The organism is Nonomuraea sp. K271 (genome assembly GCF_009908215.1).
Classification (GTDB): domain Bacteria; phylum Actinomycetota; class Actinomycetes; order Streptosporangiales; family Streptosporangiaceae; genus Nonomuraea; species Nonomuraea longispora.
On the sequence record NZ_JAAAHR010000062.1, the window covers coordinates 13346 to 34335 of the forward strand.

General features: G+C 70.1%; 23 protein-coding genes and 1 tRNA gene. 9 read left to right on the forward strand and 15 right to left on the reverse strand.

Annotated features, from left to right (window positions below; all coding sequences use genetic code 11):
• Positions 1–141: 141 nt before the first annotated feature.
• The 3 genes from GUY59_RS21935 to GUY59_RS21945 form a co-directional block, all read right to left on the reverse strand.
• Positions 142–1710, reverse strand: a complete 1569-nt coding sequence (locus GUY59_RS21935) for an amidohydrolase (protein WP_138201458.1) — start codon at positions 1708–1710, stop codon at positions 142–144.
• A 126-nt stretch (positions 1711–1836) separates the two neighbouring features.
• Positions 1837–2496 carry a class I SAM-dependent methyltransferase gene (locus GUY59_RS21940; protein ID WP_138201459.1) on the reverse strand — a complete coding sequence of 220 codons (660 nt, stop codon included), beginning with the start codon at positions 2494–2496 and terminating at the stop codon, positions 1837–1839.
• 55 nt (positions 2497–2551) lie between these two features.
• On the reverse strand, positions 2552–4018 hold the full coding sequence (locus GUY59_RS21945; protein WP_252374965.1) for an MDR family MFS transporter: 1467 nt from the start codon (positions 4016–4018) through the stop codon (positions 2552–2554).
• A gap of 239 nt (positions 4019–4257) precedes the next feature.
• Between GUY59_RS21945 and GUY59_RS21950 the strand changes: the two genes are divergently transcribed.
• The gene (locus GUY59_RS21950; RefSeq protein WP_138201461.1) at positions 4258–5238 is read left to right on the forward strand and encodes a phosphotransferase family protein; all 981 of its coding nucleotides are present in this window, start codon (positions 4258–4260) and stop codon (positions 5236–5238) included.
• Here GUY59_RS21950 and GUY59_RS21955 read toward each other — a convergent pair.
• Positions 5231–6100, reverse strand: coding sequence for an NAD(P)H-binding protein (locus GUY59_RS21955; protein ID WP_138201462.1), 870 nt, complete (start codon positions 6098–6100; stop codon positions 5231–5233). The genes GUY59_RS21950 and GUY59_RS21955 overlap by 8 nt on opposite strands.
• 79 nt (positions 6101–6179) lie before the next feature.
• On the opposite strand from GUY59_RS21955, the gene GUY59_RS50055 reads away from it, so the two are divergent.
• Both GUY59_RS50055 and GUY59_RS21965 read left to right on the forward strand, forming a co-directional pair.
• On the forward strand, positions 6180–6659 hold the full coding sequence (locus tag GUY59_RS50055; RefSeq protein WP_289513991.1) for a MarR family winged helix-turn-helix transcriptional regulator: 480 nt from the start codon (positions 6180–6182) through the stop codon (positions 6657–6659).
• Positions 6656–7501, forward strand: a complete 846-nt coding sequence (locus GUY59_RS21965; RefSeq protein ID WP_138201463.1) for a PHP domain-containing protein — start codon at positions 6656–6658, stop codon at positions 7499–7501. The genes GUY59_RS50055 and GUY59_RS21965 overlap by 4 nt, the downstream gene beginning before the upstream one ends.
• An 11-nt stretch (positions 7502–7512) precedes the next feature.
• On the opposite strand, the gene GUY59_RS21970 is transcribed toward GUY59_RS21965, so the two are convergent.
• Entirely contained in the window at positions 7513–8229 is a 717-nt protein-coding gene (locus GUY59_RS21970) for an ABC transporter substrate-binding protein (protein ID WP_138201464.1), read from the reverse strand.
• Between the two features lie 11 nt (positions 8230–8240).
• Between GUY59_RS21970 and GUY59_RS21975 the strand changes: the two genes are divergently transcribed.
• Together GUY59_RS21975 and GUY59_RS21980 are read left to right on the forward strand one after the other, a co-directional pair.
• Positions 8241–8762 carry a histidine phosphatase family protein gene (locus GUY59_RS21975; RefSeq protein WP_138201465.1) on the forward strand — a complete coding sequence of 174 codons (522 nt, stop codon included), beginning with the start codon at positions 8241–8243 and terminating at the stop codon, positions 8760–8762.
• A gap of 195 nt (positions 8763–8957) precedes the next feature.
• Positions 8958–9308, forward strand: coding sequence for a beta/gamma crystallin domain-containing protein (locus tag GUY59_RS21980; RefSeq protein WP_138201466.1), 351 nt, complete (start codon positions 8958–8960; stop codon positions 9306–9308).
• Positions 9309–9456: 148 nt separating this feature from the next.
• On the opposite strand, the gene GUY59_RS21985 is transcribed toward GUY59_RS21980, so the two are convergent.
• Positions 9457–10335, reverse strand: coding sequence for a hypothetical protein (locus GUY59_RS21985; protein WP_138201467.1), 879 nt, complete (start codon positions 10333–10335; stop codon positions 9457–9459).
• Between the two features lie 567 nt (positions 10336–10902).
• Between GUY59_RS21985 and GUY59_RS21990 the strand changes: the two genes are divergently transcribed.
• Positions 10903–11772 carry a pentapeptide repeat-containing protein gene (locus GUY59_RS21990; protein WP_138201468.1) on the forward strand — a complete coding sequence of 290 codons (870 nt, stop codon included), beginning with the start codon at positions 10903–10905 and terminating at the stop codon, positions 11770–11772.
• 177 nt (positions 11773–11949) lie between these two features.
• Here the strand turns inward: GUY59_RS21990 and GUY59_RS21995 are convergent.
• The 3 genes from GUY59_RS21995 to GUY59_RS22005 all read right to left on the reverse strand — a co-directional run bounded on the left by GUY59_RS21995 (position 11950) and on the right by GUY59_RS22005 (position 13864).
• Positions 11950–12022, reverse strand: a tRNA-Thr gene (locus tag GUY59_RS21995).
• 8 nt (positions 12023–12030) lie between these two features.
• Positions 12031–13005, reverse strand: coding sequence for a 23S rRNA (guanosine(2251)-2'-O)-methyltransferase RlmB (gene rlmB, locus GUY59_RS22000; protein WP_138201469.1), 975 nt, complete (start codon positions 13003–13005; stop codon positions 12031–12033).
• A 121-nt stretch (positions 13006–13126) separates the two neighbouring features.
• On the reverse strand, positions 13127–13864 hold the full coding sequence (locus GUY59_RS22005) for a TetR/AcrR family transcriptional regulator (protein ID WP_138201470.1): 738 nt from the start codon (positions 13862–13864) through the stop codon (positions 13127–13129).
• A 181-nt stretch (positions 13865–14045) separates the two neighbouring features.
• On the opposite strand from GUY59_RS22005, the gene GUY59_RS22010 reads away from it, so the two are divergent.
• The gene (locus GUY59_RS22010) at positions 14046–15338 is read left to right on the forward strand and encodes a serine hydrolase domain-containing protein (protein WP_252374966.1); all 1293 of its coding nucleotides are present in this window, start codon (positions 14046–14048) and stop codon (positions 15336–15338) included.
• Between the two features lie 8 nt (positions 15339–15346).
• Here GUY59_RS22010 and cysS read toward each other — a convergent pair whose 3' ends face one another.
• The gene (gene cysS, locus GUY59_RS22015) at positions 15347–16738 is read right to left on the reverse strand and encodes a cysteine--tRNA ligase (RefSeq protein ID WP_138201471.1); all 1392 of its coding nucleotides are present in this window, start codon (positions 16736–16738) and stop codon (positions 15347–15349) included.
• Between the two features lie 43 nt (positions 16739–16781).
• Positions 16782–17168 (reverse strand): PPOX class F420-dependent oxidoreductase, encoded by a 387-nt coding sequence (locus tag GUY59_RS22020; protein WP_138201472.1) that lies wholly within the window; start codon positions 17166–17168, stop codon positions 16782–16784.
• A 53-nt stretch (positions 17169–17221) separates the two neighbouring features.
• On the opposite strand from GUY59_RS22020, the gene GUY59_RS22025 reads away from it, so the two are divergent.
• On the forward strand, positions 17222–18208 hold the full coding sequence (locus GUY59_RS22025; protein WP_138201473.1) for a DUF2637 domain-containing protein: 987 nt from the start codon (positions 17222–17224) through the stop codon (positions 18206–18208).
• 66 nt (positions 18209–18274) lie between these two features.
• Here GUY59_RS22025 and GUY59_RS22030 read toward each other — a convergent pair whose 3' ends face one another.
• The 4 genes from GUY59_RS22030 to GUY59_RS22045 all read right to left on the reverse strand — a co-directional run bounded on the left by GUY59_RS22030 (position 18275) and on the right by GUY59_RS22045 (position 20075).
• Positions 18275–18544: a GlsB/YeaQ/YmgE family stress response membrane protein gene (locus GUY59_RS22030; RefSeq protein ID WP_132337123.1), complete on the reverse strand. Its 270-nt coding sequence runs from the start codon at positions 18542–18544 to the stop codon at positions 18275–18277.
• Positions 18545–18645: 101 nt separating this feature from the next.
• Complete coding sequence (locus GUY59_RS22035; RefSeq protein ID WP_132337124.1) at positions 18646–18927, reverse strand: GlsB/YeaQ/YmgE family stress response membrane protein; 282 nt, start codon at positions 18925–18927, stop codon at positions 18646–18648.
• A gap of 186 nt (positions 18928–19113) precedes the next feature.
• Positions 19114–19575, reverse strand: a complete 462-nt coding sequence (ispF, locus tag GUY59_RS22040) for a 2-C-methyl-D-erythritol 2,4-cyclodiphosphate synthase (RefSeq protein ID WP_138201474.1) — start codon at positions 19573–19575, stop codon at positions 19114–19116.
• A gap of 17 nt (positions 19576–19592) precedes the next feature.
• Entirely contained in the window at positions 19593–20075 is a 483-nt protein-coding gene (locus GUY59_RS22045; RefSeq protein WP_020544658.1) for a CarD family transcriptional regulator, read from the reverse strand.
• Positions 20076–20321: 246 nt separating this feature from the next.
• Between GUY59_RS22045 and GUY59_RS22050 the strand changes: the two genes are divergently transcribed.
• Positions 20322–20939 carry a copper chaperone PCu(A)C gene (locus tag GUY59_RS22050; RefSeq protein WP_236667392.1) on the forward strand — a complete coding sequence of 206 codons (618 nt, stop codon included), beginning with the start codon at positions 20322–20324 and terminating at the stop codon, positions 20937–20939.
• Positions 20940–20990 lie beyond the last annotated feature (51 nt).

The following is a 20990-nucleotide window of genomic DNA, read 5'->3' on the forward strand; positions in this document are numbered from 1 at the left end:
CGATGTCTAATAGCGATACCGATCATCCGGCGATACGGGACCCGATATACGCCGTGGTCAGGCGGCCGTTCCGCCGGGCGACCGGGTCATTCCCACGGATGGGGTGGGCTCGCCGAACGCCATCAGCTCTCCGGTCCTGCCTCAGCTTCGCTGCCAGCGGACCTCGCCGCCGACGACGGTGGTCATGACCTTGGTGCGCAGCACCGCGTCCGGCGACTCCCGGTAGGGGTCGGTGTCCACCGCGATGAAGTCGGCCAGCATGCCGGGCGCGAGGGTGCCCTTGCGCTCCTCCTCGCCCGCCGCGTAGGCCGCGCCCAGCGTGTGCGCGGTGATGGCCTCGGCCATGCTCAGCCGCTGCTCGGGCTGCCAGCCGCCGGAGGGCGTGCCGTCGGGGCGGGTACGCGTGACCGCGGCGTGAAGCGCGGCGAACGGGTTGGGGTGCTCCACGGGGGCGTCGGAGCCGAAGGCCAGGGCGACACCGTTGTCCAGCATCCCGCGCCAGGCGTAGGACGCCACTCCGTGGCCGGCCAGCAGCGCGTCGACCAGGTCGATGTCGCTGGTGCAGTGCACGGGCTGCATGGAGGCGGCGACGCCCAGCCCGGCCATCCTCGCCAGGTCCCCGGGCCGCAGGTGCTGGGCGTGCTCGATGCGGTGCCGCAGAAGGGGCGTGCGGCCGATGGCCTCGTAGGCGTCGATGACCAGGCGGTTGGCGCGGTCGCCGATGGCGTGCGTGGCCACCGCGATGCCGGCGCCCGCGGCCCTGCCGAACAACTTGACCAGCTCGTCGTACGGCGTGACCGCGATGCCGGCGTTGCCCTGGTCGCCGGCGAACGGCTCGCTCATGTGGCAGGTGTGCGAGCCGAGCGCGCCGTCACTGAAGATCTTCACCGGCCCCGTGCGGAACCAGTCGTCGCCCTGCCCGGTGCGGCGGCCCTCGTCGATGGCTGCCTCCAGGTGGGTCGCCGGGATCGCCTTGTGCACGCGCAGCTTCAGCTCGCCCTTTTCGCGCAGCTCCAGGTAGGCGGCCCGGCAGTCCTCGCCGTCTATGTCGTGCACACTGGTCAGGCCGAGCGAGAGCAGGTCCTCCTGGGCGGCGCGGAGCAGGTCGGTCAGGTCGGCGGAGACCATGAGGTCGCGCAGCGGATACGACGCCGCCTCCCGCAGGATGCCGGTGGGCTCCCCGTCCGCGTCCCTGACGATCTCGCCGCCCACCGGGTCAGGGGTGCCCGCGTCGATGCCGACCAGACGCAGGGCCGCGGAGTTGGCCCAGACCGTGTGGCCGTCGGCGCTGGGCAGCGCCACCGGCAAGTCGGGGCAGACCGAGTCCAGGGCGTACCTGTCCGGCTGGGCGGGCGGGTCCCAGGTGTTGCTGTCCCACCGGCCGCCGAACAGCCAGGCGCCCGGTCGCAGCCTGGCGGCGTGCGCGGCCACCCTGGTCAGGGCCTCGTCGAGGGTGCGCACCTCGCGCAGGTCGACCGCGTCCAGGCTCTGGGCGTACTGGGCGGTGTGGATGTGGGCGTCGTAGAGGCCGGGCAGGACGGCGGCGCCCTCCAGGTCGATCAGCTCCGCGCCCGGCCCCGCGGCCTCGCGCACGTCCGCCTCGCTGCCGACGGCCAGCAGCGTCTCGCCTCGGACGGCCATGGCCCGGGCCGGCGGGGTCGTGCCGGTTCCGGGGTGGATGGCGGCGTTGCGGTACACGCGGATGTTCATGGGACTCCCGCCGGGTCGGGGACGTGATGGCCTCACTGTAGGCCGTCGCCCGCTGCGACCATGCGGATGTCGTCCTGCGATGGGTACGCCTGGCGCCGGCCGTGATCGCCGCGGCCGAAGCCGCCGTCAGGCCCGCGTCCCCGCTCCCCAGTAGAACGGCCCCGCCGTCGTGTGGACGGCAATGCGCCATCCGATGCGTTCGAGCTGTCGTTGGAGGTCTGCCGGGCGGTGCGGGACCTTGACGATGCGGTAGGCGGTGCCGTCGATGAGCCGGCGTCGCACGGTCACGGACTGCTCGCCCTCGATGAGCTCGTCGCCGGTCCGGTAGAAGTCGTCGACGAAGAACACCCGCCCGTCCGGCCTCAGGCAGTCGCCCACCATCGACCAGAACGACACGAAGTGCTCCGGCGGGACGTGCGACAACCAGAACCCGAAGAAGACGACGTCGTAACAGCGCTCCGGCCGCCAGCGGAACAGGTCGACCCGCTCGAACCGCACCCGCTCGTCCTCACCCACCCGTTGCCTGGCGAGGGCGAGCATCTCCGGGGAGGCGTCGAGGGCGGTGACGTCGGTGGCGTGCCGGAGCAGGCGGGTGGTCCAGATGCCGGGGCCGCAGGCGAGTTCGAGCACGCTGCCGGCCGGCCGGAACGTGTCGAGCGCCTCCGACAGCTCGGAGCCCCCGGGGAAGGGAAGGGCGTGGAGTTCGTACTCCGTGGCGACCGCCCGGTAGTAGACGGACTGTTCGTCGAGGAGATCCTGCAGCTTTCCGCCATCAGCCGATTCCATGTCTCGACCATTCCCCGTGTGACGTCGACGGCAACGTTGCGGCCGGCGGCCGGGCTCAGCTCTCCGCCCCGTCCGGCGCGCCGGACGGGACGCTGTTGCCCGCCCGGGCCGGCAGGAGCAGGGCGGTGCCGACCACGACCACGGACAACACCGCGCCGATGATGAAGGCCAGTTGCATGCCGCCGAGGTTGGCGAGCGCCTCCGTGACCCCCTCCGAGCGCAGGGCGTCGGCCCGCGCGCTCATCACGGTGATCACGAGCGCGGTGCCCATGGCGGCGGCGACCTGCTGCAACGTGCTCAGGATCGAGCTGGCGTGGGAGTAGAGCGACGACGGAACCGCTCCGAGCGCGAGGGTGAACACCGGGGTGAACGTCGCGGCCAGGCTCACCATCAGCAGCGCGTGCATGCCGAGGAGCTGCCAGATCGGCGTGGTCATCGTGACCTGGGTGAAGCCGATGAGCGCGAGCATGATGCCGATGGAGCCGGGGATGACCAGCACACGGCCGCCGAACCGGTCGAACAGCCGGCCCACGGTCGGGCCGAGCAGCCCCATCGCGAGCCCGCCCGGCATGACGAGCAGCCCGGTCTCCAGGGCGCTGAGCTCACGGACGTTCTGCAGGTAGAGCGGCAGCAGGATCATGGAGCCGAGCATCGCCATGAACGCCACCGACATCATGATCAGCGCGGCCGTGTAGGTGCGGTGGCGCAGGGTGCGCAGGTCCAGCAGCGGCACGCCGCGCTTCTGCAGCGACAGCTGACGGACGACGAACACGGCGATGGACACCACGCCAGCGGCCACGATGGCGCCCGCGACGCGGGCGTCGCCGCCCTCGAACCGGCTGAGCCCGTAGACCAGGCCGCCGAAGCCCGCGGCCGCGGTCACCACGCTCAACCAGTCGACGGTGCTGTAGCGGGGCTCTCCGACGTTCTTGAGCTGCCTCAGCCCGCCCCAGGTCACCGCGGCGGCGATGGGCAGCACCACGGCGAACAGCAGCCGCCACGATCCGAACTGCAGGATCACGCCGGAGACCGTCGGGCCCATCGCGGGCGCCACCGAGATGGCCAGGCTGACGTTGCCCATCACCCGGCCGCGGTCCTCCTCGGGCACCACCTGCATCAACGTGGTCATCAGCAGCGGCATCATCACGGCCGTCCCCGACGCCTGGACGATGCGGGCGGCCAGCAGCACGGTGAACGACGGCGCCACGGCGGCCAGCGCCGTGCCGGCCAGGAACAACCCCATGGCGACGGTGTAGGCGGTGCGGGTGGACACCCGCTGCAGGAACCAACCGGTGATCGGGATCACCGCGGCCATGGTCAGCATGAAGGCGGTCGAGAGCCACTGCGCGGTCTGCTCGGTGATGTGCAACGCGCTCATCAACTGCGGGATCGCGTTGATCATGATCGTCTCGTTGAGGATGACCACGAACGTGGCCAGCACCAGCAACCGGATCACGGGCGGGGTGCGACCCTTGACGGCGGTCGCGGGTCTGGCAGGCGAGTCGAGCAATGGGCTGGGCACGGCACCTCGATCAGGGTTGTGGGACGAGACGTCGTCGCGGCCGGCATCCCGGCCCCGGGTCTCGGGGGTCTCGCAAGAAGTCGTTGTCATGCACAGATTGACCTGTGCCACCGACAAAACTCATCGACCGCGCTCAACATTCCGACAATCGCCATCAAATGTCACGCGGTTTTCACCCCGGGCCACCGGACCACGAGGCACCACACCTCCCCGCCACCCCCATACACCAGGATGAACGGATGGATGTCCAGCCGATCGAGCGTCCCGCAGGATCGTTCCAGCAGTCGGTGAGCGCCGACCGGATCCAGGCGGTCTGCCGCCGCGCGCTCGGCCCGGACACGCGCGTGGTGTCGGCGGTCGAGATGGGCCTGGGGATGTACAACACCACCTACCGCGTCACCGTCGAGGGCGTGACCCGCCCGGTGATCGTGCGCTTCGCTCCCGCCCCCGACCGCCAGTTCGTCTCCGAACGTGAGCTCATGCGCAACGAGTACGCCACCCTGCCGCACCTCGCGAAGATCGCCCCGCTGATGCCCCGCGTCATCGCGGCCGACTGGTCTCACGAACTGGTCGACCGGGACTACATGGTGCAGACCCTGCTCGACGGCGTTCCCGCCGCCGAAGGGCTGTCGACGTATCCGCGCCGGTCACGTACGGGGTTCTTCCGGCAGGTCGGAAAGATCGCCAGAACCGTGCACGCGGTACGAGGCACCCGGTTCGGCCCCGTGGCGGGCCCGGCGTACGACACGTGGAGCCAGGCGGTGACCGCGTCGTTGCACGACATCGCGGCCGACCTGGACGGGCTAGGCCTGGACGCGGCCGACCTGCGTAAGGCCGCGGCGCTGGCCGTCGAGCACGCCGCCGTGCTGGACGGGATCACCGAGCCCCGTCTGCTCAGCGGGGACCTGTGGACCGTCAACATCATGATCGCCGCGGACGCCCCCGAGCCCGTCATCTCCGGGGTGTTCGACCTGGACCGCACGTTGTGGGGCGATCCGGCAGCCGACTGGCCGATCCGGATGGCCGCGTCCAAGCGGGACGAGCGGGTGGCGTTCTGGGAGGCGTACGGCGAGCGGGACGAAAGCCCCGCGGCGGTGTGGCGGTCGCTGATCTATGAGATTCGCCACCTCGGCGCCGTGCGGCTGGAGCGCCACCGGCTCGGCGGCGCGGTCGGCGACTCGTACGACGCCGTGGCGGCCGTCCTGGCGGAGCTCACCTGAACGCCGCCCTGTGGTCGCGGGCGAAGTCGGCGAAGCGGCGGGGCGGGCGGCCGGTGACGTCCTCGACGTCGGTCGTCGTGTAGTCGCCGAAGCCGGCGCCGAGGGCCTGCCCGTACTCGACGAGCATCCCGGCGAGCCATGGGGAGATGCCGCTGCCGACCATGGCCGCGCGGGCGTCCTCCGCGCCGGCGGCGACGTACCGGATCGTCCTGCCGAGCACCTGCCCGAGTTGTTCGGCCGCCTCGCCGTAGGTCAGCGTCTGCGGCCCGGACGGCGTGTAGATCCTGCCATGGTGGCGTTCCGGTTCCGCGCGCAGGATGTGGGCCGCGACGTCGGCGACGTCGCGCAGGTCGATCATCCCGAGCCGGCCCTGCCCCATGTTGAGGGAGAAGACCCCGTCGTGGGCGATGCGCTCGGCCTGCCACAGCAGGTTCTGCATGAAGGCGTGCGGACGCAGGATGGTCCAGCACAGGCCGGAGGACTGCAGTTCGTGGTCGGACAGGGCGTGCAATCGCCCGTTGCGGGTCGGGGCGTCGTGGGCGGCGCCGATCGCCGACAGGCGCACGACGCGCCGCACTTCGGCCCGGCGGGCGGCCCAGAGCGCGTTCATGCTGTTCTCGGGTGCTCGCGGATCCATGGCGGTCAGCAACCACAGGTCGTCCACCTCCTTGAAGGCGCGCGGCAGCGTGCCCGGGTCGCCCAGGTCGCCGGTGACGACCTCGATGCCGCGCCGTTCCAGCGCGCCGGCCCTGGCTCGGTCGCGGACCAGCGCTCTGAGGGTGAGAGCGGAGCCGTCGAGGGCGTCGAGCAGGGCGCTCGACACGCTTCCGGTCGCCCCGGTGATGAGGACTGTGCGGCTCATCGTCCGTCCTTCCCATGAAAATAGTCTTAATATGTGACTATCACAAAATATGACTGTTATGAAGGGTTACCATGTCGGGGTGACGCATCCTCCAGCCGGCGACCGCATCCGGATGATCACGCAGGATCCCGACCTGGGCATCCTCGTCGCACGGTTGTTGTTCTCGTTGCAGCGGGAGGTCTTCGCCCGGCTCGCGGAGAGAGGGCACGGCGACGTGAGCCCGCGCCACGGCGCGATCCTGGCCTACCTCGACGCGGGCGGCGTCCGCGCGACCGAGCTCGCACGGCTCTCGGGCCGGCACAAGCAGATCGTCGGCCGGCTGGTCGACGAGCTCGAAGCGCTCGGCTACGTGGAGCGCCGGCCAGATCCGGCCGACCGCCGCGCCAAACTCGTGGTGCCGACCGAACGCGGCCTCGACCAGCAGCGCCAGGCCGACGAGATCATCGCCGGCATCGAGCGCAGGCACGCCGAGACCATCGGCGAGCCCGCCTACGCGCACCTGCGGCAGGCCCTGAAGGCGATCACCGCCGAGCACCACCTGCGGGGTGGTGACGCATGACGGTGCCGGCGGACAGCCACGTGCACAGCGAATGGTCCTGGGACGCCCCGCGGGGGTCGATGGAGCGCTCGTGCGCGCGGGCGGCCGAGCTGGGGCTGACGGCGATCGCCTTCACCGAGCACGTCGACCACACGGTCTGGACGGTGGCCCTCGACGCCCTCGCCCCCGGAGACCACCTCGCGACCCTGGCCGCGCCGGACGGGCTGCTCACCCCGCCGGCGTTCGACCCGGCTTCCTACCTGGAGGAGATCGAGCGCTGCCGCGAACGTTTCCCGGCCCTTCGCATCCTGAGCGGCCTGGAGCTGGGCGAACCTCACTGGCACGCCGCCGCCGTCGCCGAGGTGCTCGCCGCCGGGCGCTTCGATCGGGTGCTCGGGTCCCTGCACTGCCTCCCCCACCGTGACGGTTTCACCGAACCCCCCGGCCTGTACGGGCACCGGCCCGCGGCCGACGTCGTACGCGACTACCTGGCCGAGGTCGCCAGGCTCGTCGCCGGAAGCGAGGCGTTCTCCGTGCTGGCCCACATCGACTATCCGATCCGTTACTGGCCGGAGCGGGAGGCGGGCCCGTTCGACCCGACCGCGTTCGAGGAGGACTTCCGGCACGCGCTGCGGACGACCGCCCGTTCGGGCAGGGCTCTGGAGATCAACACGCGCACACCACTGCACGCGGCCATCGTCAGGTGGTGGCACGAGGAAGGCGGGGAGGCCGTCACGTTCGGCAGCGACGCCCACGAACCCGCGGCCGTCGCCCGCGGATTCAGGGACGCGGCGGGCCTGGCACAGGCCAACGGGTTCCGCCCGGGGCGCGACCCGTACGACCTGTGGCCTCGGACGGACTGACCGCCGATCGCCTACTTGATGACGGTGTTCCGCACGTCGAGAGGCCTCGGGAGCACGGAGTGGCGCCGCGCCAGATCGGCCAGCGGCTGCAGGCCGGCACGTCGAGGTCGGCGGGAATACGACCCGAGCTCGACCCCGTCGAGGTCGCTCGGCACCACCTTGGCGTACGAGGGAAGCACCGGCGTCGCCTGCCCGGGACCCGCCGCGATCAGGCGGTGTGCCCCGGCCAGCGCACGCTGGAAGGCACGCAGGCGTATGGGGGTTGTCCTTGATCCAGTCGTCGGCGGCCATCCAGCCTGCTGTGGGCAGCCCCTGGAACTCCCGCGCCGGTTTCCAGCACCCACACGTCCCTGCCGCACGCCCTCGGTCAGGTAGGGCTCGGCCAGGAAGGCCGACGCGATCCCGGCGTCCAGGTTCTTGACCCCGTAGTGGTAGGGGCCCTCGACGAAGACGACGTCTTCAGGCTCCAGCCCGCCCCGCTTCAGCATGGCCACGCCGAGAAGCGCCGGCAGCCCCCGGAGGGTCGGGACCCCGATCTTCCTGCCCTTGACGTCGGCCACACTGCGGATCCTGGATCCGGCCTTGACCACGAGAGCCACGCTTCCGGAGTGGGCTCGGTGCAGACCGCCGACGATGGTGACGTGCACGTCCTTCTCCTCCGCCTGGAACGACCCCAGATAGCCGGTCTGCGCGAGATCGAATTCGCCTGAGTCGCCGACGAGCTCGATAGGTTCCCTCCATGTTGCTTCTGGTCCGCCATGCCATGCCCGCCCACGGCCCGGCCGTGCCTGCGCACGAGTGGACGCTCAGCGCCGAGGGATGGCAGGCGGCCCGCCGGCTGGTCGCCCGGCTGCCCGGGGACGCCCGGCTGGTCTCCAGTGAGGAACGGAAGGCGTGGCAGACCTTGGGCGGCTACGACACGATCACGCGTGACCGGCGATTCAACGAGGTCACCCGGGTGGAGCCGTGGGAAGGCGACTATCGGGAGCTGCGACGCGCCTACGTCGAGGGCGCGGATCACCCGGACTGGGAGCCGCGAGCCGACGTCGCCGAGCGCTTCGACGCGGGAATCACCGAGCAGCTCGTACGCGCCGGCGGCCGCCCGCTCGTGATGGCGACCCACGGCATGGCGATGACCGTATGGGCGAAGGCGCGGCTGGGCCTGAAGGACCCCGGCGGCTTCTGGACGAACCTCCGTTTTCCCGACGCGCACCTCGTCGAACTGGACTCGGGCACCGTCGAGCGAGCCTTCGCCCTCTGACAGGCCTTGCGCGCCGCTCGAATACACCGGAAAACAGCCGGAACCGCGCATCGGGAAAGACATCTTGTACACACGGTCCCGAAAGACCGAATCAACAGCTTTATTGACAATCGGCAAGGCATGAATAAACAATCGGCTGTCCCGGATAGAGCCCGCACGTCGGGGGCATAATCCACAACCCCAGGAGACATAGGGATGCCTGGAACCAAAACACTGCGCAACTCGCTCATGGTGGCCGCGTTGGCCGCCGTCTTCGCAGCGAGCCTGCCGGCCGGCGCCGCACACGCCATCAACATCGTGGACTGCGGCAACCGTACGGACCTGCTGAAATTCACGGGGCATGACGGAGCCTGGCCGGCCACCCGCGTGCGCTGCTACGCGAACAAGGGGACGCTGTCCGTCCGCCTGTGGGCCGACCAGATCTCCACCGGAAACAACGACATCGAATACCTCGATTACAACGGCGCCAAGGTCCGCATCAAGCGCTGGACCATCATGAATTTCCCGAACAGGCCGCCGCACGTCGACACCATCACGATCCTCTGAGACAACCGGCGGCGTCCCTGTCCGCCTGAATGAGCATTCTTAGCGCGACACGGTTGGGGAACCGGAGAACAGCAGGCCCCTGACGGCGACACAGCCGATCAGGGCCTGCTCATTCACAAACCGAAAAGGGCAGAGCGAAACCTCTGGTTCAGCGCCCGTCCAGTCCCCGCGGCACCGGCACCCCCGTACCGGAGTCGAGCACGAGACGCTCACCCAGCGGCCGGGCCAGCGCGACCGTGGTCACCACCGACTCGAGTATCGCCGGGCAAGGCCTGCCGGGGTCGGTGTTCTTCTTGTCCACGCCGACCACCACCACCTGGTCCGTTTCGTGAACGCGCACCCCGTGAACGTTGTCGCAGGCACCGTACCCGTAGCGCAGCCGCAGCTCGTGCGGCTTGTCCGCGACGCGGTCGTACGCCATCACCTCTTCGGTGCTTCCCTCCACCCGCTCGGGACGGGCGGAGACGGCCGAGGGATCGACCGCCACATGGACCTTCTTCTGCTCGACCCCCTCGACGGTGAACATCCAGGCAGGGACGCGGACCGTGCCGCGACTGGTCTCCAGCGGCACCCTGCCCAGCTTCACACCGGTCACCCGGAGCGGACGGCATCCCTTGGCCGGGCACTGCTCCTCGACGAGGCCGGCCGGTTCGCTGAACTCCTCGTACGCGCTCGCCGCCGCGATGAGCGGCACCTGCGAGACCGCGCCGTCCGGCCACCGCACCTCGGCGTCGGCCGGAGGATCGGTGGGCAGTTCGGCGGCCAGCCGCCAGGCGCCGTTGTGCGAGCTCCTGTTCACCCAGGCCGGGACGCGGCCCACGTGGTTCCACCCTCGCGGGTTGAGCACTTCCAGCGCGACGAACCCCTGGCGCCAGGCCCTGTCGTCGGCCGAACCCTGCCAGCGTTCCGCCACGTCCCGCGCACGCGCCTCGAACCCGCCGGCGAGTGCACCGGGCGAGGCCCGTTGTGCCCAGCCGCAGGAGGCCGGCAGCAGCGCCAGGGACAGGCACACGATCATCATTCGCACGGGGCCTCCTCCCGCACCATGATGATCCAACGCCTGACGACCCGCCCGCCTTTCCGGCCCTTCGAGGGGATGGTCAGGGCGGCGGCCGTGTCACTTTCCGGTCGAGACCGTGGCGGTGGCGTCGACGATGCGGTGGTCGGAGCAGGGCTTGTCACGCTTGCCGCCGCAGACGCGCCCCGATGGGGGCCGTCAGCGTACAGCTTTCGGTGATCGGCGCCGGTATCCATGGTGAACAGCAGGCACGCCGACGGGGACCACCTCTGGTCGCTCAGCGCGCCTCGAGGGAAATCGTGATCGACTATCGTCCCGAGTGCGGCTCATCGGACGCGGCGAAGCGCTGCATTGAGGCATGAAGCGCAGCGCCCCCAGGTGCCGGCCCGTGAGATCATCGCCGCGGCCGTAGCCGCCAGAGCCCGCCGCGAAACGCGCGCCGCGGCACGTGCCGCCGAATCTGAGCAGGCCCCACCACCGGCAGAGACCGAGGCGCCACAAGCCCCTCCATCGGGGCGCCGGTTGCTCTGGCTCTCCCCGGTCCTGGCTCTGATCGCGGCCACCGCCGGAGGGACCGTGCTACTGCCCCTCCCCGGCTGGGCCCGATGGACGCTCGCCGGCGTCGCCCTGGCCGGAGCGTCCAGCCTGGCCATCGCCTTCCTGCTCGGTCCCGCGGCCCGCCGCCTGGCCGGTGAGCGCGCCGACCTCACCCCTGCCGAGCGGCGCGCGATGACCGCCCATGAGCGTGTCGAAGCGGTCAACGCCGCCAGGCACACCCTCATCCAGGCCGCGACCGGGCTGGTCGTGATCGGCGGCGTCGTGTTCACCGCACAGGGCCTGTGGTACACCGCGCAGACCCTCGACACCACACGCCAGGGGCAGTTCACCGACCGGTACACGAAGGCCGTCGACCAACTGGGCGCCGGCAAACTCGATGTACGGCTCGGCGGCATCTACGCCCTCGAACGGGTCGCCAGGGATTCGGCCCGCGACCATCAGAACGTCTACGACGTGCTGGCGGCGTTCATCCGCGAACACGACCCCGCACGTACGGCGAAGCCTCCCGCGAGACCGGCCACCGACATCCAGGCCGCACTGACCACAGTCGGCCGCCGGAATGTTCACCTGGACGTCGACACCATCGATCTGATGGAGATCCGCGCACCCGGTGCCAAGCTGACCGGCGCGAGGCTGGCCCGCGCGGACCTGAGTAAGGCGATCCTGGCCAACGCGGACCTGACCGCGGCGAACCTCTCCGGCGCGACCATGCGCGAAGCCGACCTGACCGACGCGGACCTGACCAGCGCCGGTCTGGACGACGCCCATCTGGGCGACGCGAACCTGACCAACGCCAACCTGCGCGGCGCGAACCTGACCAACGTCTCCGGCATGACGGAACAAGACATCCAACGCCAGGCCCACGTCGATGCGACGACCCAGTTCTGAAGCGGCTAAGACGCCACCCACACTTCGACCTGAGCAGGTCTCACCGGTCGAGCAGGCCACCACAGCCGCCGACATCTTCGCCCAGGCGGTGGCCTCCTGTTAGCAGATCACGATACTGTCCTGACAAACGCGAAGCCCCTGAACCGGAAACACCAGTTCAGGGGCCTCATCTTGCAGAGCCGACGAGGGGAATCGAACCCCTGACCTTCTGTTTACAAGACAGATGCTCTGCCGATTGAGCTACGTCGGCGCGGCCTATCAGTGTAGACGCTGGCGACGCCTGTGACGAGCGACTTCGTACAGCGCCACCCCGGCCGCCACCCCCGCGTTGAGTGACTCCGTGGATGCGTGCATCGGGATGCGGGTCACCACGTCGCACTGCTCGCGTACCAGCCGAGAGAGCCCCTTGCCCTCGGAGCCGACGACCACCACGAGCGGCTCGGTCAGGAGGTGAGCGTCGCCGATGTCGGTGTCGCCGGCGCCGTCGAGGCCGACCACGAACAGGCCCGCGTCGCGGTAGTCGCGCAGGGCGGCCGTCAGGTTGGCGGCGCGGGCGACGCGCAGGGTGGCGAGTGTTCCCGCCGACGTCTTCCAGGCGCCTCCTGTGACGCCGGCCGAGCGGCGTGAGGGGATGAGCAGGCCGTGGGCGCCGAAGGCGGTGGCGGAGCGGGCGATGGCGCCGAGGTTGCGCGGGTCGGTGACCGAGTCGAGGGCGACGATCAGCGGGGATTCGGCGGCGTCGTGCGCGATGTCCACCAGCTCGGACGGGTGCGCGTAGTCGTAGGCGGGGATCTGGAGGGCGACGCCCTGGTGGACGGCGCCTTCCGTCAGGCGGTCGAGCTTGTCGCGGGTGACTTCGAGCAGGGCGACGCCGCGTTCTGCGGCGATCTTGATGGAGTCGCGTACGCGGTCGTCGTTGTCGATGCGCTGCGCCACGTAGAGGGCGTTGGCGGGCACGTCGGCCTGGAGGGCCTCCAGCACCGGGTTGCGGCCCCCGATGTATTCGGGTGCGTCTTCCGAGCGCCTGCCCTTGGTGGGAGCGGCGCGGCGGCCGTCTCCTCGCTCCTCGCGGGCGACGCGCTGGGCGCGGGCCTTGTCTTTGTACCAGTGCCGCATCTCCGCGGGCGGGGTCGCGCCCCTGCCCTCGAGCGACCGGCGGCGCTGCCCTCCGGCGCCTTTGGACGGGCCCTTCTTCTTCGCGGGCCTGCCCGAGCCCCTGCCGCCTGCTGCCATGGCATCAAGGGTACTCGGGGCGCGGGGCAGCTCGGCCCAGGCAACCGCGCCCACGCGAAGCTAACGGGCAACAGCGCCCACGCGGAAAGCCGGGCGACTCGCAGCCCACAGTGCCGGGGGTTCAGCCGGTCGACGTGAGCCTGGCCGTCACCCCCTCCAGGACGCATTCCAGCCCGAGGCGAAAGCCGTCGTCGCGGTCCTCGCGCACCCGCCGTCCCCGCTGCCCCGCGTAGAGCCGGCGCAGCCGTGGATGGTCGCGTGCGGCCTCCTCGACGGCGGGCAGCAGGCGTTCGGTCCATTCCTGCTCGCTCTGCCCGCTGCGGGCCAGGGCTGTCAGGGTGGCGGCCTCGCTGGTGGAGATGCCGACGACGTACGCCACCACGGTGTTCATCGCCTGGTCGGCCTCCTGCAGGCCGAATCCGCCCTCCTCGAACACGGCCAGCATCTTTTCCATCAGCCGCGTGACGTTGGGCCCCATGTAGGCCAGGCCGGTCTCGCCCAGCACGGACACGATCCAGGGGTGGCGCAGGATGGTCGCGCGGAGGCTGTGGGCGCAGCCGGTGATGGCCGTACGCCAGCCGTCCGGATCGCCGGTTGCGGGAACCTCGACTTCGCCGTAGACCTCGTCGACGACGAGTTCCAGCAGCTCGTCCTTGTTGGCCACGTGCGTGTACATCGAGGTGGCCCCGGCGTTCAGGCGGGTGCCGAGCTTGCGCATGCTCAGGGCGTCGATGCCCTCGGCGTCGAGGAGTTGGAGGGCCGCGGAGACGATCTGCTGCCGGCTCAGCGCCGGGTGGTCGCGCCGCTGCGGGCGCGGCCGGGCCCACACCGATGGGACCTGCTGCTCGTCGGCCGGCATGTGTCTCCTCTCCGAAGGTTTCGTCCGCACAGTGTACGGCGTGCGCACATCGTACGGACACACGTACGGTGTGCGGAATCGCCGAACACCGTACGGCGTCTCAGAGCAAGAGGGGAACAACCCATGTCCTTCGACGTCGAGAGCTGGCAGACCCGGCTCGACGAGTTGCGGGCGGCCCGGCGTGCCCGGCGCGTCGCTGGCGGTCATGACCGGCGGCCGCGTCCACGAGCTGGCCTCCGGCGTGCTGCACGAAGGCACCGGGGTGGAGGTGACCACCGGCTCCGTGTTCCTGTCCGGCTCGCTGGCCAAGCCCTACACCGCCACGCTGGTGATGTCCCTGGTCGACTCCGGCGACCTGGAGCTGGACACGCCGGTGGTGGACGTGCTGCCGGAGTTCGGCACCCCCGACCCCGAGGCCACCAGGGCGATCACGATCCGGCTGCTGCTGTCCCACACCGGCGGCATGACCAACGACTTCACCTACGATTCCGGCCGGGGTGACGACTGCCTGGCCAGGTACGTCGAGGCGCTGAGGAAAGTCCCGCTGGACTGCCCGCCGGGCACGGCGCTGTCGTACGGCAGCTCCGGATACGTCGTGCTGGGCCGCGTCGTCGAGGTGCTCACCGGGCAGACCTGGGACCGGGCGCTGAAGGAGCGGCTGTTCGTCCCGCTCGGGCTTGAGCACTCGATGACGCTGCCGGAGGAGGCGCTGCGGTTCCGCGTCGCGATGGGTCACACGGACGGCCCCGCGCCGGTCTGGGACCTGCTGCCGCGCTCGGCGGGCCCGTACGGCAGGGTCATCGTCTCCGCCGGTGACGTCGTCCGTTTCGCTCGGATGCACCTCGACGGCGGCCTCGCCGCGGACGGCACGCGCGTGTTGTCGGCCGAGGCGGTCGCGGCCATGCAGCACCGCCATGCGGGCAGTCCGGACAAGTGGTCGATGTCGGCCGACGGCTGGGGCCTCGGGTGGGCGCTGCACGACTGGAACGGGGTCTTCGGGTACGGGCACGACGGCAGCGCCGTCACCCAGCGCGCGTACCTGCGAGTCGTCCCGCACGCGGGCCTGGCGGTCGCGCTGCTGGCCAACGGCGGCGCCTTCAGCCGGTTGTACGCCGACCTGTTCGGCGAACTGCTGGCCGAGCTCCCGGATGTGCGGATGCCGCCGCCGTTCGCCCCGCCGGCGAACCCGCCCGCGGTGGACCTGGCGCCGTGGACGGGCACCTACAGGCGCCCCGGCGTCGTCACGACCATCACGGGGGACGAGCGCGGCGGGCGCATCCGCTACGAGTTCGTCGACGGCATGGAGGGCTTCTCCGATCCGCTGGAGTCGGACCTGACGCCGGTGTCGCCGATGGTGTTCGCCGCCTCGGGCGCCACTTTCGGCGAGGATCATCTCCCCGTGGTGTTCGCCACGCTGGCCGACGGCACCCCCTGCGTCTACGTCGGCATGCGCGCCACGCCCAGGGTCGCCTGAGCGCGCTCTTAGCGGCTCAGCTCCCAGCGCGGCCCGTGCGGGGTGTCCTCCACCGTGATGCCCGCGGCGCTCAGCCGGTCTCTGATCGCGTCGGCCGCCGCGTAGTCCTTGCGCTCCCGAGCGGCCTTACGCTGCTCCAGCGCCACCGCCACCAGCGCGTCGACCACCGGCGACAGGTCGGACCCCGCGCCCCGCCACTGCGGCGAGCGCGGGTCGAGGCCGAGCACGTCGAGCATGTTCTGGGTCTCGGCGAGCAGCCGGGCCACCGCCTCCTTGTCGCCCCGCGACAGCGCCACGTTGCCCTCGCGCACCACCTCGTGCACGACCGCCAGCGCCTGCGGGGTGCCCAGGTCGTCGTCGAGCGCGTCGGCGAACGCCTGCGGGAGCGGCGCGTCGGCGTCGACGTCGTGGATGACCTCGGCGGCGCGCGTGACGAAGCCCTCGATGCGCTGGTAGGCCGCGGCGGCCTCCTGCAGCGCCTCCTCGGAGTAGTCGATCGAGGAACGGTAGTGCGGGGCGGCGAGGTAGTAGCGCAGCTCCACGGGCCGGACTTTCTGCACCATCTCGGGGATCAGCAGGGAGTTGCCGAGCGACTTGCTCATCTTCTCCGCGCCGATCTTGACCATGCCGTTGTGCATCCAGTGGCGGGCGAACCCGTCACCCGCCGCCTGCGACTGGGCGATCTCGTTCTCGTGGTGCGGGAAGATCAGGTCGAGCCCGCCCCCGTGGATGTCGAACGTCGGCCCGAGGTATTTCGTCGCCATGGCCGAGCACTCCAGGTGCCAGCCGGGGCGGCCGGGCCCCCACGGGGTCGGCCAGGTCGGCTCGCCGGGCTTCTCACCCTTCCACAGGGCGAAGTCGCGGGAGTCGCGCTTGCACGACTCGTCGTCGGTGTCGGCCGCGGGCCGCATGTTCTCCAGCTTCTGGTTGGAGAGCGAGCCGTAGCGGTCGGCGTAGGACTGCACGTCGAAGTAGACGTCGCCGCGGGAGGCGTAGGCGTGCCCGCGCTCGATCAGCCGCTCCATGAGCGTGATCATCTCGGGGATGTGCCCGGTGGCGCGGGGCTCGACGGTCGGCGGAAGGCAGCCCAGCGTGTCGTACGCCCAGGCGAAGGCCCGCTGGTTGCGCTCGGCCACGACGAACCAGGGCACGCCCTCCTCGGCGGACACCTTGATGATCTTGTCGTCGATGTCGGTGACGTTGCGGCAGAACATCACGTCGTATCCGGAACGCGCGAGCCAGCGGCGCAGCACGTCGAAGTTCACACCCGAGCGGATATGCCCGATATGCGGGGGAGCCTGCACGGTCGCCCCACACAGGTAAATCGACGCCCGGCCGGCTTCGACCGGAACGAATTCGCGGATGGCGCGTGCGCTGGTGTCGTAGATGTGCAGGCTCACGAAAGAAAGGCTAACGCCTCCGGGCTACCTACCGAGCGTCGAATCAGCCGCGCAACGTAACCTTGTCCGGAGAAATCCTCACGACGAGTCGCTCGGTGCCCGGTTTGTCCTCCCAGGGCTGGCCGCGGTACTTCTGCGACAACTCCTCGATGAGCGCGCCCTCGGGGTCGGGCGTCATGGTCACCAGCCCGCGCACCTCGACGTAGCGGTAGGGGTTGTCCGGGTCGATGACGAGCAGGCTCGCCCTCGGGTCGCGCTCGAAGTTGCGCGGCTTGACGCGTCCCTTCGCGGTCGAGAAGAGCACGTCGTCACCATCCGTACGGATCCAGACCACGCTCGAATGGGGTCCGCCGTCCGGATTGATACAGGTGACCGTCGCGAAATTTGGCGCTTCCAGGAGCTTGCGGGCATCTTCCGACAGCACAGCCATGTGTCCTCCTAGATCGGTCTGACCTTCCATTCTTCTGTAGGCTCACAACCGCCATGGACGTGACTCCCCCTTCTGCGCTCCGCCGCCTGGGCATCGCCCTCGCCGGGCTCGCCGTCGCCGCCCTCACCGGGGCCGCGTGCGCGCTCTCCTTCGACGACCTGCGCGCGCTGGCCGTCACCGGACAGGCCGCCGACGACCTCGCCTACCTCTATCCGGCGGCCTTCGACGCGCTCCTGGCGGTCGCGCTGATCAGCGTGCTGCTGCTGCGCTCGGCCAAGCTGCTCGTACGCGTGCAGGCGGCGTTCGTGCTGGTCCTGCTCATCGTGGCGGCCGCCGCGGTGAACGTGGCCGCGGCGGTGCGCTTCACCTTCGACGTACGGCAGACGGCCATCGGCGTGGCCCTGGCGCCCTGGGTCATGCTGGCGCTGGCCCTGTGGCTCTGGCTGTTGCTGATCAAGCACGTGCACGCCCGGCGCGGGCCTGGAGGCGACGCCGGCACCGGGCCAGCCCAGGAGCAGGACCTCGTGCCGTTCGGCCGGCCGTCGCCCGCCACGGAGACGACCGCGCCGGTCCCCGCCGCCGCTCCCGAGCCCGCTCCGGAACCCGAGCCGGAGCCGAAGCCGCAACCCGAGCCGCAACCCGAGCCGGAGACGGCGCCGGTCTCGGCGCGGGTGTCGGAGTGGCCCGTGCAGGAGGAAGAGGAGAAGGAGCTCCACCCCGTTGACTTAGATCCCCGGCCGGAGCCCTCGACACGGCCCGTCCGGTGGGGCGATCGGGTCAAGCCGGAGGACGTCCTCGTCCACCCCCGCTCCACCGGCAAGGACGCCGGCGAGGACCCCGGCAAGGACGCCGACACGCAGCCGCATCCCGTCATCGTCGACGACGGCCCCGACCCCGCCCACGGCCCCGAGGCCGCCGACCAGCACGAAGCCAGGCCGGAGGGCGACATGGAGGACACCGCCCCGCACCCGGCGGTCCACGAGGAGACCCCGGCGCCGGCGGAGCGGCTGCGCAGCACCCCGACCCCGCCGGAGGGCTGACTCACCAAGATTCACGAACAGGAGGCCCGCCCGGGAGCTCTCCCGGGCGGGCCCACGTGAATCCGCCTAGACCTTCGAGCCGCGGCGTAGCCCCGCGACGAGGCCGACGCCGACGACGGCGAGCACGACCTGCATCACCAGTTCGATCCAGTCGATGCCAGACGTGGTCTCGACACCGAGCACCTGCGCGAGCAGGGTGCCCAGGAGAGCCGCCACGATGCCGACGACGATGGTGAGGATCCAGCCGATGGCCTGCTTGCCGGGAAGCAGCAAGCGGCCGACTACGCCAATCACGGCACCGATCACGATGGCGCCGAGGATGGACTGGATTGTCATGACACAAACCTCCCCGTGAGGGTGAGCGGTTCACTCCCACGGGGTGCTCGCTACCCGATCTACCGCGATTATGCGCAGATATGACGAACGGGCAGGTCAGGCTAGGTTCTTCCGGTACGGCCGGTGCGCCCGGCGCCCATGCGCGTCACGAGGAGGACGCCCACGACCGCCAGCACGAGTTGGAGAATGTGCTCGATCCAGTCGATGCCCCTCGTGTCGGCCCAGCCGAACGCCTGCGCGATCAGCGTGCCGATCAGAGCGGCCACGATGCCGACGATGAGGGTCAGGCCGATGGACATCTTCTGCTTGCCGGGCACCAGCAGCCGGCCGAGCGCCCCGATTATGGCGCCGATGACTACTGCCGAAACTATCGCGCCGATCATGTGTAGCTCCCCCCGAGACGTTCACATGTCTCCGAGCAGACCTACCCGTTGAACAGGCAAACTACCCAAAAAAGAAGGCGGCGGTCCGTACCGCGCCAGTGACGAACCGCCGCCTTCGGACTTCGGCGGGCTTGGCGACGACCCGCCGGGACACCCTCACGCGTCCCTGCGTAAGACGCCCGGCGCTCAGGAAAGGTTGACCACCAGCGCGGTGGCGAACGCGGCGATGCCCTCGCCGCGGCCGGTCAGCCCCAGCCCGTCTGTGGTGGTGGCGCTCACGCTCACCGGTGCGCCAACGGCTGCGCCGAGAGCCATCTCGGCCTCGACGCGGCGCGGCGCGAGCTTCGGCCGGTTGCCGATCACCTGGATGGCGACGTTGCCGATCTCGTAGCCGGCGGCGCGCACCTGCCGCGCGGTCTCTTCGAGCAGCGCGGCGCCCGACGCCCCGGCCCAGCGCGGGTCGGAGGTGCCGAACAGCCGGCCGAGATCGCCGAGACCGGCGGCGGACAGCAGCGCGTCGCAGGCCGCGTGCGCGGCGGCGTCACCGTCGGAGTGGCCGTCGAGCCCGGTCTCGCCCGGCCAGTGCAGACCGGCGAGGTTGAGCTCGCGCCCTGAAGCGAACGGGTGGACGTCGACTCCGACGCCCACCCGTGGAAGATTCGTGCTCAGGAGTTGAGAACCTCGTCGAGAAGGGCCTCAGCCTTGTCCTCATTGGTCTTCTCGGCCAGGGCCAACTCGCTGACCAGGATCTGGCGCGCTTTGGCGAGCATGCGCTTCTCGCCCGCGGACAGACCGCGCTCACGGTCCCTCCGCCACAGGTCCCGAACCACCTCGGCAACCTTGTTCACGTCGCCGGAGGCGAGCTTCTCCAGATTGGCCTTGTAGCGACGAGACCAGTTGGTCGGCTCTTCCGTGTGCGGCATCCGAAGGACGTCGAAAACTCGCTCAAGGCCTTCCTGGCCGACAACATCGCGCACACCGACGAGTTCTGCGTTTTCTGCTGGCACCTGGACGGTAAGGTCGCCCTTGTCGACCTTGAGCACCAGGTAGGTCTTTTCCTCACCCTTGATGGATCGCGTCGTGATTGCTTCGATCCGAGCAGCCCCATGGTGGGGGTAGACGACAGTGTCGCCGACCTGGAAAGTCATGTGACAAGTACCCCTTCCGCTGTACTCCAGGGTACCACGCATCCACAGCCTCCCGGAACAGTGAAATCCTCATAACTGCAGGTCAAAGCCGCATATTGGGGCTTGACAAGTGCTCAACTGTATGAATCGCATTTGCGGACATAGCGAATGACCTGCGGGGGTGCGGATATGACCATGCATTCGGGTCGATAAGGTGGGCGCGGCTCATGAGCATGCGCGAGACATGCGGGTGAGCCTCACACACGCATGCGCAAGACCAAGGAGAACCCGCCCGTGACCAGCAGTCGCTGGATTGTCGTAGCCGCCGCGTTCTTGGCAGCCCCCGTGCTCGCGGGCTGCGGGGCAGGATTCGACGCCACCACCAACCAGCCGTACGCCCCCAACGAAGCGCAAGTGTTGATCGAAAAGGGTGCATACGGCACACGCGGCATTCACATCCCGCAGGCGTTCATCCTCGGCCCCGACCCTGGGGCGCAGCTCGCCTGGCGCGGCTCCGCCCCCGTCTACCTCAACATCCTCAACAAATCGGGCACGCCCGACACCCTGCAGAAGATCACCGCGAGCAACATGGGCGAGGTCAAGATCACCGCGCCGATCCAGCTGCCCGTCGGCCGGCTCGTCAACACCGGCAAGCCCACCCCGCAGATCATGCTCGAGTCGATCCCCAAGAGCCTTAGAGGCGGCGAGAGCATCAAGCTGGACCTTCAGTTCGCCAACGCCGGCGTCGTGTCGCTGCACGTGCCTGTGGTGACGCGCAGCCGCGAATACAAGGACTATCCGCCGGCTCCCAACGCCACCCCGGCGCCCACGCCCTCCCCGACGCCCTCCGCGACCGGCGAAGAGGCGACGGAAGAAGCCCACTGAGCAGCAGAGAACCCCTGTTCCGATACGGCGGCCGTACCGGAACAGGGGTTG

What these genes read in the sequence shown, in the direction of transcription:
- GUY59_RS21935 (WP_138201458.1), bottom strand. Translation starts at nt 1,710, where the DNA reads ATGAACATCCGCGTGTACCGCAACGCCGCCATCCACCCCGGAACCGGC.
- GUY59_RS21940 (WP_138201459.1), bottom strand. Translation starts at nt 2,496, where the DNA reads ATGGAATCGGCTGATGGCGGAAAGCTGCAGGATCTCCTCGACGAACAG.
- GUY59_RS21950 (WP_138201461.1), top strand. Translation starts at nt 4,258, where the DNA reads ATGGATGTCCAGCCGATCGAGCGTCCCGCAGGATCGTTCCAGCAGTCG.
- GUY59_RS21955 (WP_138201462.1), bottom strand. Translation starts at nt 6,100, where the DNA reads ATGAGCCGCACAGTCCTCATCACCGGGGCGACCGGAAGCGTGTCGAGC.
- GUY59_RS21965 (WP_138201463.1), top strand. Translation starts at nt 6,656, where the DNA reads ATGACGGTGCCGGCGGACAGCCACGTGCACAGCGAATGGTCCTGGGAC.
- GUY59_RS21975 (WP_138201465.1), top strand. Translation starts at nt 8,241, where the DNA reads ATGTTGCTTCTGGTCCGCCATGCCATGCCCGCCCACGGCCCGGCCGTG.
- GUY59_RS21980 (WP_138201466.1), top strand. Translation starts at nt 8,958, where the DNA reads ATGCCTGGAACCAAAACACTGCGCAACTCGCTCATGGTGGCCGCGTTG.
- rlmB (WP_138201469.1), bottom strand. Translation starts at nt 13,005, where the DNA reads ATGGCAGCAGGCGGCAGGGGCTCGGGCAGGCCCGCGAAGAAGAAGGGC.
- GUY59_RS22005 (WP_138201470.1), bottom strand. Translation starts at nt 13,864, where the DNA reads ATGCCGGCCGACGAGCAGCAGGTCCCATCGGTGTGGGCCCGGCCGCGC.
- GUY59_RS22020 (WP_138201472.1), bottom strand. Translation starts at nt 17,168, where the DNA reads ATGGCTGTGCTGTCGGAAGATGCCCGCAAGCTCCTGGAAGCGCCAAAT.
- GUY59_RS22025 (WP_138201473.1), top strand. Translation starts at nt 17,222, where the DNA reads ATGGACGTGACTCCCCCTTCTGCGCTCCGCCGCCTGGGCATCGCCCTC.
- GUY59_RS22030 (WP_132337123.1), bottom strand. Translation starts at nt 18,544, where the DNA reads ATGACAATCCAGTCCATCCTCGGCGCCATCGTGATCGGTGCCGTGATT.
- GUY59_RS22035 (WP_132337124.1), bottom strand. Translation starts at nt 18,927, where the DNA reads ATGATCGGCGCGATAGTTTCGGCAGTAGTCATCGGCGCCATAATCGGG.
- GUY59_RS22045 (WP_020544658.1), bottom strand. Translation starts at nt 20,075, where the DNA reads ATGACTTTCCAGGTCGGCGACACTGTCGTCTACCCCCACCATGGGGCT.
- GUY59_RS22050 (WP_236667392.1), top strand. Translation starts at nt 20,322, where the DNA reads ATGCGCAAGACCAAGGAGAACCCGCCCGTGACCAGCAGTCGCTGGATT.